Below are 14842 nucleotides of genomic sequence, written 5' to 3' on the forward strand. Positions count from 1 at the left end.
GCGGCGGCCGACATGGTACACGTTGATTCGGATCCACCCTTTTGGTCGGCTCGTATCTCACGACCGTGCCGGCACGCCCCGATTCATCGCAGCCCCGGACGGGTACACAAGGGGAAGCGAGTGCTGAACTCACGGCAGCCGAATTAGCCCGAATCACGCCTTGCGGGGGCAGACCGCCGCGAAACGGGCCCCCGGACTCGGACACAACTTACTGCTGCTGCGCCGTCAGATCACCCCACGTCCCCCGCGGCTCCGAACGGGTCGGATTATCGAAGAGATTTGTGGAGGGGGAGAGTACAGAGGAACCTCCGCAAAGGCGACAGGATGCCATCGCAGGCACGCGGGGCGCGTCAGGAGCAGGCCTTCAGATTCTTCTCGCCGGCCGCTTTCGCCCTTTTGTTCCGTTGCCTCGATTCCTGGTCGTCAGCGAAAAGCGCCTGAAGAGTCTCCGATTCCGGAATCGCCAGAACCGATTTCAACTGCTCGTAGCTGCTGCCAAACTTAATCGCGAAATTGAAGAGCACCTCGCCGTAGAACTGATGGATCTTGTCCGTGATCTCGGTGTCGCCATCGACCTCCCTGGCCAGTTGAACGAGGTCCTCAAGCAACTCATGGGTGCGGAACACACACTGCTTGATTCGCGCCGCCGCGGGCAGCGTCGCGTCGTCCATCACAAGACTCACATTCATCTTCATCGCGGCGAGATACCCGATGATATCGCCCCACTTCAGCGACAGATCGTTCCCCGCCTCGATCCTTGAGATCTTGCTCGAATCACAGCGCATCGCCTGTGCGATATCTTTCTGGGACAGCCCCTTCCGCACTCGCTCACGGACGAGCGCTGTTACAAGCGTGCGACGTGCGGTCTCCAGGTCGATCCGCTCCTTCGCTTCGGGGTCATCAGCCAGGAAGGCCGCCGCCTCAGACGCCGATTGGTACTTCGTGCTCATTGTGCTTCCTCTTAACTATTCAGAGGCCCTGATTCTCCCGATGGTCTTTTTTGCCTCGTTGATGTCGTTCTGTTGCGTTTCTTTGGTGCCAATCCTCAGGATGTAGACGATGCGGTTCTCCTCGTCCGGGTAGATATAGAGCCTGCTCTCTTTGGACGCCCGTACTCCCGTCTGGCCTATGCGATACAGTCCGTCTCCTTCGGAACGAAAGAACCCGAGTTCAAAGGCACCTATCCGACGCCCCGTGCCGAGCACCTGCAGCAGGACGTCGAGGTTCGTAAAGCATGCCGCGTATTCCGACGGGGATGTCCCGAATCCTGTTGAAACTCGTTGGCGGTCTCGGTCTTCATTTCGATGTAGTTCCTTGTCATTCTCTTGTCCAGTCCCTGTTCGGCAGTTCGCTTCGCTCTCTGCCTGGGGGTGAGGCGTCGTGGAGTGGAGCCCGTTCCCGCCGGAGGCGGGATGGCCCGGAGGGCCAAGGGCGGAGCGGAGCGACGCCTCAACAGCTTCCGATGGCCAGCCCAGGGATTTCAAAAGCACCGGGATCTGACGATAGCCTTTGATTCGACGGAACCCTTTCTCGGCCCTCAGAAGCGAATAGGCCAGCCAGCGTTCCGCCTGATCCGTCTCTGCGCGCCAACGCTTCACCCGCCCGATTTTTGCGCGTGTGTTTCGGAACGGGTTCTCGATGCAGTTTGTGTTCGTCAACGTGGTGTGTAGAGTGGACGGCGCATTCAGCTTGTGAACCGTAATGAGCTCCTCACCGGCCTCGTGCAGGGATTCCAGGGCCTTGTGGCTGTGCCGGCTCAGAAAGCGTTCCAGATCGGCGAGTGCTTCACGTCCGGCTTCTTCGCCTTCCACGGAGCGGAGACGCTTGAAAACGTCGCTCACGCTGCCGTGATGACGCCTGGAGAGACAACGCTTAATATTTCGTTCCTTATGCACCAGGCATCGTTGAATGCGCGCTCGCGGAAAATGCTTCAAGACGCTGTTATGAAGTGCCCGAGAACCGTCGAGAACCGCCAACGGATCGCCCTCGAACTCAAGACCGCGGTGGACAAGCCGGTCGAGCCAGCGATTCTCATTATGGCTTCACCCTTTTCGGTCGGGGTGGCACCCGACCCTCCCAGTGCCCGAAAATGCGTCGGATATCGACTCGGGAGGGACGGCTGCCACGCCGTCCGCGGTCGGAATGCGGCCATAATGAGAACGGCTGCGGTCGAGCAATGCGTCACACACTTCTGTCGATTCCTGTGCGCCTATTTCAAAATCCAGCATAACTTTGCGGCCGTCCAGCGTAATGCCCAGCCCCACAATGGCGCTGAGATCCTCGGACAGTACAATGCCGTCCAGCAGCATGCAGAAGAACCTCTCGGACTTCAGGTCGCGGTCACGGAGCTTCTGTATGCGCTGTCGGCCCTCGACAATCCAGGCGCGGGAAACCCTGCTGCGTCCGGGCGCTGAATCGGGATACAAGGTTTTCTGATCACGTGAACTGACTCCGGCAGCTGTGGCACGCAAGATACGGTCACGAAGGTCGTCGGCCCTGTTGACCGCGTCGTAACTTTTAAGCCTGACCTCCTTCGATGTGTCTGCCTCATGGCGACGTACACGCGGCTTGCGGATCTCCTCATCAATACCGTCAATTCGAAGTCCTACGCGGGTTCCGCCGGCACGTCGGCAGCCTCTGTCCCCTGCCGGCTTGTAGGCCGGACCACACAGTTCTGTGACCTCTTCAGCCAGAATATCGGCGATCAGGGTTCGCATTTCACCACGCAGCCAGTCACGGAAAACATCTCCTGCTGCAGACGGTTCAACTTGTCCAAGGGCTTCAAGGACGCTATTGTCACTCATGGCGGTCTCCTTTCGGGTTGGTTTGCCCCGAGCGTCCAACATGGACGCTCAGGAGACCGCCTTCAAGTTTCAACAGTCAACGGGACACTTCCTGGAAGGAGCAATCGCGCCCTTAAAGGATATCCTGCCGGACCGTTCCAGCCACCAGGGTCCCGGTAGTTCCCTTTTTGCAATTCAAGAAATCGGGTACGATGGGACGCGAGCGGATTTCCGGTCCAGCCACTAAGATTCCAGTCGTTCCACCAAATAGGAGGGGCGCGATATCCCGCTATTTTCCCAAAGCAACCCCTGCCGATTTTTTACAAGAAAAAAGGCATCTCATACAAGACGGAGCGGATATTGCGAAACTATCGTGGCATCATCTTCGGATACTAACTGTACACAGGAGAAGGCCAGCGATGAATGATCGACCTTCAAGCGTTTCGCGGCGCGGATTTCTGCGCCGATCCACCCTCGCCGCCGCCTCGACCGCCGCCGCACCCTACGTCATCCCGTCGTCCGCCCTGGGCCTGAACGGCATCGTTCCGCCAAGCGAGCGAATCGTGCTCGGCCTGATCGGGCTGGGCAAGATCTCCCGCGGCCACTTCGGCAGCATGTTGAACCATCCCGGCGTGCAGATCGCGGCCGTATGCGACGTCGACCGTACAAAGCGCGAGGACAAAAAAACCGCGGCGGAAAGCCGTTACGCGCAGAACCGGCCCTCAGGCACCTGGCGCGGCGTGGATGCGTACAACGAATACGAGCGGATCGTGGAGCGGGACGACATCGACGCCTGTTTCGTGATGACCCCCGATCACTGGCATGTACCCATCGCCATGGCCGCTGTGCGATCGGGCCAGGACGTGTACTGCGAGAAGCCGATGTCGCTGACCATCCGCGAAGGCCGCATGCTCTCCGACGCCGTGCGCCGCTACGGGCGCGTGCTGCAGGTCGGCAGTCAGCAACGGTCGAATACGGCCTTCCGCAGGGCGGCGGAGATCGTGCGCAACGGTTGGATCGGCAAAGTCCACACCATCTACGCGCGGCTGGGAACGTTCCCGCCCCCCCTCGCCCTGCCCGAACAACCCGTGCCCGAGGGATTCGACTACGACCGCTGGCTGGGCCGCGCCCCGTGGCACCCTTACCATCCCGAACGGGTCAGCGGCAGCTTCAGCCGTGGCTGGCGGCGGTTCTGGGACTACGGCAGCCGCAAGAACGGCGACTGGGGCGCGCATCATTACGACATCATTCAGTGGGCGCTGGGCATGCAGTACTCCGGACCCGAATTCTTCTTCCCGGTCGGGCATGAAGGCTCCGAGCACCAGGGATTCCGGTACGCCGACGGAACGACGGTGCTGCGCGATCATCCCGCCCCCTCCGGCCAGATGATCCACTTCATCGGCGAGGACGGCGTCGTGGCCGTCAGCCGCCGGGACGTCCTGATCACCGAACCGGCGCACCTGGCCACGCTCCCGCTGTCCCCCTCGGATGAACACCTGTACGTCTCCGATAACCACCGGGAGAATTTCCTCGAGTGCGTACGGAGCCGCCGCCATCCGATCGCCGACGTGGAGATCGGACACCGCACGGCGACGATCTGTCACCTGAGCGCGATCAGCGAGCGGCTCGGCCGCACGCTGAAGTGGGACCCGGACCGGGAGGCGATTCTCGGCAACCGCGAGGCCTCGCGATGGATGGCCCGTCCGCGGCGCGCGCCGTACACGCTCTGAACTTCGAACTTCTGAGGATTTAATTATGAACCGGAGGACTCGACTGTGAAAACCCGCCTGATTCCCGCCATCCTGTTTGTCCTGTCATTCGCCCTCGGCCTTGCCCCTCTCGAGGCCTCGGTGAACGAACTGCTCCCGCAACTCGCGTCGGAGGACCTCGACACCCGGCAGCAGGCCCGCCACACCCTGCTGGAAGAGGCCGCGCATGCCGCGCGGCCCGGAGCGGAGGCGGAGCGCGAAGCCTATTGCGAGAATATCTGCGCGGCGCTCCAGCAGCGTCCCCCGGTACCCGCCGCAACCGAACTGGTGCGGACGCTGGCGCGCTTCGGGCGCGGGGAATCGGTATCGACCCTCGCCGCCCTGATGGATCACTCGGACCGGCACCTCCGCGAGGCCGCGCGCCAGGCGCTCGCCGTCAATCCCTCGCCGGAGGCGGATCGAGCCTTGCGCGAGGCTCTGAAGGAGGGCGGGGACGCGCGCCGGGTCGCGGGACTCGTCTTCGCGATCGGATGCCGCGCGGAACCGGGCACGACGGGCGTCCTCGCGCCATACCTCCGCCATAAAGACCCGCGCGTGTTCGAGGCCGCGGCTAAGGGGCTGGCGCGAACCGGCACCATGGATGCGCTCCATGCACTTTTAAAAGCCCGGAAAACCGCCGGGGAAACGCGCCGGGCAACCCTGACCGACGCGCTGTTCGACGGCGCAGGGCGCATGGAGGCTGCCGGCGAAACCCGCGTTGCGGCGCGAGTCTATACCGGGCTTTACGGCGCGGATGAACCCGAACACGTGCGGGCGATCGCCCTGCTCGGCGCCCTCCGTACCCGCCCCGCGGCCATGGGCGGCGAGGCACGCAAGGCGCTGGCGTCCGGTCCCGACGCACTGCGCATGGCGGTGATTGAGGCCGCCGCGCAGACCGGAGACGCCGAACTGATCTCGCGGGTCGGTAATGCGCTCGACCGCCTCGCCCCCACCCTGCAGATCCAGGCCCTCACAGCCCTTCGCGACGAAGGGACCGCCGAAGAAGCCGGGGCCGTGGCAAAGCTGCTTTCCACGGACGACGAAAAACTGCGTAACGCCGCGGCCGTCACCCTGTGCGCCATCGGCGGCGCCGGGCACCTCGATCGGCTCCTGGCCCTGCCGGACGGCGCGGAACTGAACGAGGCCCTGATGCGCATGGACGCCCCCGGCGTCGACGCCGCCCTGAAGCGCAAGCTGGAGGACGGAACTCCGGACGAGCGCGCCCGCGCGATCACCGTACTGGCCGGACGTCGGCAACTCGATGTCCCCGCCCTGCTCGACTACGCCGCCGACGGCGATGACGCCATCGCGCGCGCGGCGGCCGACGCCCTCAAGCAGGCGGCGACCTCAAAAGATGTCTCCCGCATCGCCGGATTCATGGTCGGGACGGATCATGCCTCCGCCGCGCAGGACGCGCTTCGGGCCCTGATTGCCGTGATCGACGCCGCACACGACAAGAACCGCTTCGCGGAGATGCTCACGCCGCTGCTCTCCGACGCCTCCACACCCCGCCGCAAGGCGCTCCTGTTCCAGGCACTGATGCGTACCGGCACGGACGCGGCCCTGAAGCCCGTCGCCGAAGCCGCCCGCTCCGCCGAAGCCGAGGTCCGCGAACCGGCGCTGAAGGTGCTGCACGCCTGGCCGCGGCCCAATGCCCTGCCGGTGCTGAGCGAGATCGTGACCGCCCCGTACTCGGAGCTCCGCGACCAGGTCCCGGCCGTACGCGCCATGACCCGTCTGATGGGACGGTGCGAGACGGGCGCCGAGAAGCGCATGGCCGTCGACGCCGCGATGAAGGCCCTCGAAGCGGTCGAACGCGAACAGGAGAAACAGATGCTGCAGGCCGCGCTGAAAAAACTCGAGATCCCCGAGGCCACCCTCGCCGTGGAGGAGATCGAAGGGAAGCGGCGCGGGCGATGGCTCGACTGGGAGCTGTCGGGACCCTACGAGGCCGGCGGCGACGAGTTCGATACGGCCTTCGCCCCTGAGAAGGAAGCGGGCAACACGCAGTGGCGCCCCGTGACCGACCGGGACATGGACCGCGCCAACCCCTACATGATCAACTTCATGAACTCCATGCCCGGCCATAACCGCGCCGTGTATCTCAGAACCGTCATCGAGCGCGATGAGGCCGGGGCCGCCACGCTTTCGCTGGGCAGCGACGACGGGGTGAAGGTCTGGCTGAACGGGGAGCTGGTGCACGAGGTCGACGTGTCGCGCGCCTGCCGTTTCGGACAGGACGAAGTCCCGCTGGCGCTGAAGAAAGGGGCGAACGAGCTGCGGGTCAAGGTGGTGCAGATCGGGGGGCGCTGGTCGTTCATCGCCCGGCTGATCGGCGGCGGCGACCCCGGACCGGTCGTTGAGACGGCGTTCGCGCCCGACGGCGCACGCGTGAAGGTCCTGCTGGTGAGCGGTCAGAACAATCACCAGTGGGAAGCCTCCCTGCCGGTGCTGCTCGACATCCTGAAGTCCGGCGGGATCTTCGCTGTCGACGTGACCCTCCGGCCGCAGGATCTCGAGCCCGGCGACTTCGAGCCGTACGACGTACTGATCAGTCACTGGAACGGCTGGGGACCGCGCGCGAAGGTCACGGACTGGCCCGGGCCGACCCAACGGGCCTACCTCGATTTCGTGCGCGAGGGCGGCGGGCATGTGGTGGTGCATGCCGGATCGTCCAGTTTCTACGACGACCCCGAATTCCAGAAGCTCTACGGCGCCACCTGGAAGCGCGGCCAGACCGGGCACGGTCCGGTGCATGAATTCGAGGTCAGGATCGCCAACCCGGACCACCCCGTCACCCGCGGGATGGAGGGGTTCACCACAAAGGACGAGCTGTGGCACCGGCCCGGCGTCCAGCCCGGCGTGACGGTGCTGACCGAGGCCTATTCCTCAAAGGATCAGCGCGGCACGGGCGAATGGGAACCCTCGGCGATGGTCAACGACTTCGGCGCAGGCCGGAACTTCGTCCTGCTGCTCGGCCACAACGCGCACCCCATGCGCAACGAAGGCTTCGGCCGGCTGCTCCGGCGCGGTACCGAGTGGGCGGCCACCGGCGAGGTTCGATAATTCAGGCGGTCAGGCCGTGTCGGGCACCTCTTCCGGCGGGTGCGGCTCGATCTGTTCTGCGAGCCGGCGGTACATCAGGCCGTAGAACATCTCCAGGTAGCGGCACGTCTCCTCGTGCTCGAGGTGGGTGATGTACTTCCAGAACCCGTAGATGCGCGCGAACGAGAGCATCTTCGAGGCGTAGAGCGACCAGGTGTAGGCCTCCTCCACCCGCTTGATGGCGCCTTTTGAGAGCGTGTCCCAGTGCCCGGGCTCTTCGCGGCATTTACGGAAGAAATCCGCCATGAGGTGCGACGACGCCTCGCCGTGGTTGGGATCGATATGGAATCCCGAGTGTCCGTGTTCGATGATCTCGAGCGGGCCGCCGTAGCAGGTCGCGAACACGGGCAGGCCGGACGTCATCGCCTCGATCACGGTCAGGCCGAACGCCTCGAAGCGCGCCGGCTGGACGAAGACTCCGCGCCGGTCGGCGACGTAGCGGTACAGTTCACCGTTGAAATTCTTGTCCGACATCGCGTTGACCCACCGTACGCGGTCATCCAGCTCGAACTCGTCGAACAGCCGGTGCATATGCCGGCTCTCATCGCCCTGTTCGCGATCCGGCGTGTGACCGGGGTCCACATTGCCCGACACGAGGAAGAGGTTGGCCTCCTTCTGCAGGTCCTCGTTGCGGGCATACCACTCGACGAGTCCCGGCACATTTTTGATCCGGTCCAGCCGGGCCATGGCGAAGATGATCGGCTTATCGCGGTCGGCCAGCTCGCCGCGCGCGCCGTTTCCGGATTCCCCGTAGATCAGGGTTTCGATCTCATCGTGAAGCCGGGTCAGCCGGCGCTTCTTTTCCGTATAGGGAAAGTAGACGTCCTCATCGGCGCCGGGCGACACGATATTGAAGCGCGGATCGAAGACGTTGACCCCGCTCAGCACGCGGTAGAGGCCGGGCATCGGGAACGCGTGATAGCTCTCGTACTGGCCCGTACCCTCCTCCGTGCCGGCGATTTCCTGAAACGTCGACGTGATGATGAAGTCGGCGGTGTTCATCGCGATCAGGTCCGCGGTGAACTGGCAGGAGAAGTGGTAGTTCTCCTCGTGTTCGCGCCAGTGGAGCGCGGAATAGAGGTATTTCGTCTTCTCCAGCGCGTGGGCGATGTTGCACTGGGTAACGCCCAGCCGCCGGCTCAGGAGTGAGGCGACCAGGTTTCCGTCGGAGTAGTTGCCGATGATCAGGTCCGGTTTCCCGCCGAACTCCGAAGCCATTTCGCGCCCGGCGTCGGTGGCGAACCGCTCGAGGTACGGCCAGATATCGAACCGCGAGATCCACTCCTGCACGATCTCCCCGTTCGAAGTCCGGAACGGGACGCGGAGGATCGCCGCGTTCTCGGTCCCGATGATCGGCTCGAGCCGCTGATCGCAGGTGGTATCGCCGGCCTCAGGGATGAGGCGCGTGATCACGAGAATGCGGGGTTCCACGTCCAGCCCCTGCTCATGGAGATCGTGGCGCATCTGTTTTTCGAGCGCGCGCACCTGGTCCAGAATATACACCACCTGCCCGCCCGTATCGGGCAGCCCCAGTACGCCGGACTGGCCGAAATAGCCGTGGGGGCTGAGGATCGCGAGGCGCGAGACCATCGGCACCCGGCTGAGAAACTCCGCCAGCGTGTCCGGCGCCGGCGATTCGAGGATTTCGAGCAGCAGTCCCATCATCTCGTGGACCTGCTTCGCCGTACGGCCCCAGCCGGGTTCAAAGACTTTCACCGGAAGCCGGTCGACAAAATCAGCCCACTCGGCATCGTCGTGCTCCCATTTAAGGAAACGGCGGGTCTGCCGGACGGCCTTCTGGAGCTGCTCCAGCGAAGAGACCTGCTGGTTGAGCATGAGCTGAACGCCGCTGTACTGGTGAAGCTTCAGGAAATCGAGCAGCCGTTCGCGGTGTTCCTTGAACAGGCTGAAGGAGAGCTGGCGGTTGAGAAACTCCACGCCGTGCCCGATCGACGAGACTTCCTTCATGCGGGGAAATCCGCGTTCGAAGGGGGACAGGTCGAGTTCAAGGGCCCACTGATCCTCTTCCTCGCGGGGTTCGACCAGTCGCTCCTTGAACTGGAGGAACTCGCGCACGCCGATCTCTTCGCAGATGACGCTGTCGACCTGGAGCCGCAGGTAATGCCACTCCGCGATCGCGGGCCGGATGGCGAGATAGAGCCACCCCTCGCGGGCCACCGCCTCCTGCGCATCGACCAGCATGTCGTGCAGCGGGGTCCCCCGCAGCTCGTGCATACTCTCCGAGCCGGTCACCTCGTCGAAACCGTCGATCAGCTCCGTGCGGAGCAGGTGCGACTTTTCGAGACTCAACAGGTGCTTGAGCCACTGGTAGACCAGATGGCGATGCTGCTCCACATACGCCTTGAGTTCATCAAACATTCGTATCCCCTTCTTCTTCCGGTATGACGATTTCCTCCAGGAACCTGTAGTGTTCCAGGCCTTCGATAATTCCCCGTGCGTGAGAGGCCTCGGCGAAATAGATTCGGGGCGCGCCGCGCAGACCCTCGAGTTCCGGACTGTAATTGCCGACCACGACGCCCAGCGTCTCCCCGCGCAGCATCTCCTCATCATTCCCCGAATCCCCGGCTACGAGCAACCGCTCCGGCGGCAGACCCCACTTCAGGGCGAGATAACGAATCGCCAGACCCGTCGACGCGCGGATCGGCAGTATATCAAGGTACATCCCGAGTGAAAAGATCACCTTTACGCGCAGCCTGCGCTGGCGGAGCAAACCTCGAAGCTCCTTGAGTGAGGGGCCTTTTTCAGGATCGAGCGTGTAGCTGACCTTGTAGCGCCCCTGCTCGCCTTTTTTCTGCGGATAGATTCCGGGCAGTTCATCCAGTATTGCGCGCACGAGATCCGGGTTCCAGTAGTGGTCGATGTGGTGGTGCCATGAGCGGTCGGGGCGCAGGTCCTCGCCGTAGTAGATGTTGCATCCGGCGGAGGTGATCAGGATATCCGGCGTCGGCGCGCCGATCTCCTTGAGGAGCTTGAGCGCGCTTTTACGGGTACGTCCCGTGGCGATCCCGAACCCCACGTAATCGCCCGCATCATGCAGCAGGCGCACCAGTTCAAGGCACCCTTCCTCGTCGCCGGTGAGCGTGTTATCCACATCGGTGATCAGCACGCGGTCGATCGTCGGCAGACGGCTCCGGCGGCGGAGCGAGATCCTGCCGCGCCTGCCCTCGCCCTTGACCAGCGAACGGACCTCGGCCAGGTAGTGCTCCACGTGGCTCTCCCACGAAAAGGTCTCCCGCGAACCCTTGATCCCGTTTTTCGACCACGTCTCCCATTGCCGCCGTTCGCCGATCGCCTCCAGCAGGGCTTCGCTCAGCGCGTCGGGGTCGAAGGGATCGATCAGCACCCCGTTCCGGCAGGCGGCGATAATGTCGCGCGGACCGCCGTCGTTGGTCGCCACGATCGGCAGCCCGCTCGCGGACGCTTCAATCAGGGTAAGCCCGAAGGGTTCCGTCCAGGCGGGATTGACGAACACGCCGCGCCGCCGTGCCGCCATCCGGTAGATATTCGGCACGTCCTCCGCATCGTGCTGCTTGGGAAAGGCGACGTGGCCGTACAGATCATAGTAATCGATCAGGTAGAGGATCTGGAACAGCACCTTGCGCTGAGCCGCGGGGAATTTGCGGATGTCCTCGCGGTTTCCGAGGATCAGCAGGAGGTTCGCCTGTTCACGCAGCGCTTCGTTTTCTCCGTACGCGCGCACCAGGGTCTCGATGTTCTTGCGCTCATCGGGACGCGCCATCGCCAGGATCACCGGTTTTTCCGGATCGCGGAGAAACCGCTCCACCTCTCCCTCCATGCGGCAGCGGAAGTTTTCCTCCGGAGCCCGGAACCGGCTCAGATCGACGCCGGGGGGGATCACCTCCATCGTGTCCGGCCGGTAGAAATCGTACTCCTCGTACTGCTCGCTCACCTCCTGCCGGGTGCTGGCGCAGACCAGCGCAGCCGTGTCGAGTGCGGTCTCCTCGGCCTCGATACGCTCGATAAAACGGTACTTGCGGTCGATCTGCTCGGGATCGGCGCCCTGCTCGAGCAGCCGGCGCCGCTTGATGCGGCCCAGCGAATGACCGGTGAACACAAACGGCACCCCGAGCAGACGCGCGAGCTGCGAACCCGCATACCCCGCGTCCGCGTAATGACCGTGGACGACATCCGGCAGTCGCCCCATCCGGCGGAAATGACCGAGGGCGTGATCGACAAAGACCGGCAGATAGGGCCAGAGGTTCTCTTTGCGCAGGTAGCGGCGCGGACCGCAGGGGATGCGCACGATACGGGCACACTCCGAAAGCTCCTCCTCGGGCTGCGCATACTCGTCCCCGACACGCTTGTCCGCGACCTGCCGCGTGAAGAGGTCGACGCGGCCCACCTCCGGATGCTTCGCGAGGGCGCGCACCAGTTCGACGACATACGTCACCTGCCCGCCCGTATCGGGATCGCGTCCGAGTTCCAGATCGTGTCCGCGGATCAGACCGTGGACGCTCAGCATGACGATGTAGAGCCCGCCGTCCGATTGCTTCGCGCTCAAGTCACTCCTCCAGTCCGGCATACAAACCCGTATCCGAAACCGTCGCGCCCCGTATGCGGCAGATCTTCGAAGCGAACTCCGCCGCCCGGCGCTGTAAATCCGATGCACTGCGCCCGCGCATAAGACCCTCGATCACCATCGCGCTGAATCCGTCCCCCGCCCCGACCGTATCTACGAGCCCCTCGTTGCCCGAACCCGGGCACCGGCTGACCCCGGAGGCCGTCACAAGCGACGACCCCTCGCCGCCGCGCGTCAGGATCACGGCCTCGAGCCCGAAGCGGTCGATCCACGCGCGCGCCTCCGCCTCCATGTCCTCCGGTGACTCCGTCCCGCGGTCGCCGAGCACCCCGATCTCCTCGTCGTTGAGCTTGACCCAGCGGGCTTCCGCAACCTGCTGACGCACCGAGGACCGGTCCCACCAGGGCGCGCGCAGATTGACATCGAGAAACAGCGGCGCACCGGCCTCTTCGAGGAGACGGTCGAGTCCTCGCGCGTTGTGCCCGTACCGCCGTATGAGACTCCCCGCGCAACAGAGCGCGGCCCCCGCTCCGGCCGCGTCGCCGACCGCGCGACCCCAGTCGATCGCGTCATAGGCCTGATCGGGAAGGATTTCAAAGCTGTGCCCGCCGTCCGGATCGAGGGTGATGCGCACCTCCCCGGTCGGAGCGATGTCGTCGCGCTGGATCCCGGAAAGATCCATTCCCCACTCGCGCATGGCGCTTTCAATACGCCGCCCGCGCTCATCCGCGCCGACCCGGCTGATGAGCAGAGGCTCCAGCCCCAGCCCGGCCAGATGCCACGCCACGTTGAAAGGCGCGCCGCCCAGAACCTCCGTCCCGTCCGGGAAACAGTCGAATAACACCTCGCCGATTACGACCGGCCGCCCCTGCATGGGTTTGCGCTCGTGCATGGCCCTTATTTCACCAAATTGCGGACCGCACACCAATCTTAATCGCAAGTCAGACCTCTATTGGACCCTTGACCCGGCGAAAAAAAAGGATCTGCCGGATTTTTAGGGTTATTCGTGGATTTTATGGAAGGGTTCCCGGGAAAGGCGGGATGCAGGAGAATCGGAGGGGGAGAGACCATGAAGGACATGAAGAGCATGAAGGTTGGTTGAAGGGGGGGGAAACGAAATCCGTACTCGTACTCGTACGCGTACTCGGAGCGCCGAAGGTGCGATCCCACTCCCCCGATTCAAGGAATTCGAGTACGAGTACCGCTTCGCTGAGTACGAGTAAGAGTGCGATGTGACGCGAGCGGACTTGCCGCCGCTCACCATAAAAATTTACGAAGAACTAAAATTATCCCCTTTTTCCTGTTGCCAAGATCTCTATATTCGGCAATATAGTTACATCTTTAGCACTTCTATTTTATATGAAACTATATTGCCGCATAATCATATATTGCTGCACAGGAGGTTTTTAAGTGGCGGAACAGAAGACATCGGGGACCGGGGGGCGTGATGCGCTGATATTGATCGGCGAGAAGCTGCACTGCACGCGGGTGTACCGCACGGACGGAAAATTCGTAAAGAAAGACGGAGAAGACCACTATATTCGTTACCGCGGCGGGGACGGGGAGCGTTTGCTGCCGATCCCGGCGGGAGTGACGGAGGGGGATCTGTGGCAGCGCGGAAGGGTGCGGCAGTGTGCGGTGGCCATCGCGCAGGGGATGCGCGGTGCCGGAGAGGCGGCCGGGCTGGGCGTCGATTATCTGCGCCGGCTGGCACAGTCCCAGGAAGCGGACGGCGCGCATTTTCTCGATCTCAATGTCGACGAATACGCCTCTGACGACGGAGAGCGGCGCGAGGCGATGGTCTGGCTGTGCGGAATCGCGCAGGAGGCCTCCGGCCTTCCGCTGGCGATCGATTCATCGAGCGAAAGTGTGCTGCGCGCAGGGCTCGGCGCCTGCGACGAAGACCGGGCGCGGCCGATGCTCAACTCCGTCTCGCTTGAGCGGATGGATGCGGCGGACCTGGCCGCGGAGACGGGCGCGGAGGTGGTGGCTTCGGCCGCCGGGAGCGAGACGATGCCGGAAACCGCGGAAGACCGGCTGAATAATTTTGAGAACCTGGTGCGGGCGCTTCACGACAGGGGCATCGGGGATGAACGCATTCATCTCGACCCGCTCGTGATGCCGGTGGCCACCGACGCGGGCCACGGGCCGGCCGTGCTCGAGGCAATCCGGGGCGCACGGAAACGCTTCGGAACGGAGATCCATATCACCGGCGGGTTCAGCAACGTCTCCTTCGGTCTGCCGAAACGCAGGCTGGTGAACACCGTGTTCGCCCGGCTGTGCGTGGAGGCGGGCGCCGACGGCGGCATCGTGGACCCGGCGCACATCAACTCCGGCGCGCTGGACGCGCTCGATCCGGAAGGAACGCCCTTCCGCCTCGCCCGCGACCTGCTTACCGGTCAGGACGACTTCGGGATGCAGTTCATTACCGCGGCGAGGGAAGGGGAAATTTGAGGGAGGGAAACCTGCCTGAGTGGGAAACCTGAAACTTGAGACCTGAGTAAGATGGGAAAGAGGGAAGAAGAGGCAGAACCAGAATCAGAACCAGAGTCAGAATCAGAGTCAGAGGCAGAGGCAGAGTAAGAGGCGGAATCAGAATCAGAGCAAGAGATGGAGGAGTCGGCGAACATCTTTACCGACCACCC

The 14842-nt window shown here is 63.6% G+C and carries 8 protein-coding genes and 1 pseudogene; 3 read left to right on the forward strand and 6 right to left on the reverse strand.

The genetic code is table 11. From position 1 onward, the window contains the following. Positions 1-350: 350 nt before the first annotated feature. The 3 genes and pseudogenes from L21SP4_RS09840 to L21SP4_RS09850 form a co-directional block, all read right to left on the reverse strand. Entirely contained in the window at positions 351-950 is a 600-nt protein-coding gene (locus L21SP4_RS09840; RefSeq protein ID WP_052882493.1) for a helix-turn-helix domain-containing protein, read from the reverse strand. 15 nt (positions 951-965) lie between these two features. After that, positions 966-2000 (reverse strand): annotated as a pseudogene (locus L21SP4_RS12510) (transposase); the annotation flags it as partial. Positions 2001-2042: 42 nt separating this feature from the next. Further along, a complete protein-coding gene (locus tag L21SP4_RS09850) occupies positions 2043-2804 on the reverse strand; it encodes a transposase (protein WP_074041416.1) in 762 nt (253 codons plus the stop codon). A gap of 398 nt (positions 2805-3202) precedes the next feature. On the opposite strand from L21SP4_RS09850, the gene L21SP4_RS09860 reads away from it, so the two are divergent. Continuing rightward, positions 3203-4513 carry a Gfo/Idh/MocA family protein gene (locus L21SP4_RS09860; RefSeq protein ID WP_052882496.1) on the forward strand — a complete coding sequence of 437 codons (1311 nt, stop codon included), beginning with the start codon at positions 3203-3205 and terminating at the stop codon, positions 4511-4513. Positions 4514-4558: 45 nt separating this feature from the next. After that, a complete protein-coding gene (locus tag L21SP4_RS09865; protein ID WP_052882497.1) occupies positions 4559-7597 on the forward strand; it encodes a ThuA domain-containing protein in 3039 nt (1012 codons plus the stop codon). 9 nt (positions 7598-7606) lie between these two features. Here the strand turns inward: L21SP4_RS09865 and L21SP4_RS09870 are convergent, their stop codons facing one another. Genes L21SP4_RS09870 through L21SP4_RS09880 form a run of 3 tightly spaced genes read right to left on the reverse strand, consistent with a single transcriptional unit; the run spans position 7607 to position 13089 of the window. Further along, positions 7607-10015 carry a sucrose synthase gene (locus L21SP4_RS09870; RefSeq protein WP_052882498.1) on the reverse strand — a complete coding sequence of 803 codons (2409 nt, stop codon included), beginning with the start codon at positions 10013-10015 and terminating at the stop codon, positions 7607-7609. Then, a complete protein-coding gene (locus tag L21SP4_RS09875; protein WP_201774621.1) occupies positions 10008-12179 on the reverse strand; it encodes an HAD-IIB family hydrolase in 2172 nt (723 codons plus the stop codon). Before L21SP4_RS09875 ends, L21SP4_RS09870 begins: the two co-directional genes overlap by 8 nt. A gap of 1 nt (position 12180) precedes the next feature. Continuing rightward, positions 12181-13089 carry a PfkB family carbohydrate kinase gene (locus L21SP4_RS09880; RefSeq protein WP_052882500.1) on the reverse strand — a complete coding sequence of 303 codons (909 nt, stop codon included), beginning with the start codon at positions 13087-13089 and terminating at the stop codon, positions 12181-12183. 518 nt (positions 13090-13607) lie between these two features. Between L21SP4_RS09880 and L21SP4_RS09885 the strand changes: the two genes are divergently transcribed. Continuing rightward, positions 13608-14651, forward strand: coding sequence for a dihydropteroate synthase (locus tag L21SP4_RS09885; RefSeq protein ID WP_052882501.1), 1044 nt, complete (start codon positions 13608-13610; stop codon positions 14649-14651). Positions 14652-14842 lie beyond the last annotated feature (191 nt).

Origin of the sequence: Kiritimatiella glycovorans, assembly GCF_001017655.1 — a bacterium.
GTDB lineage: Bacteria > Verrucomicrobiota > Kiritimatiellia > Kiritimatiellales > Kiritimatiellaceae > Kiritimatiella > Kiritimatiella glycovorans.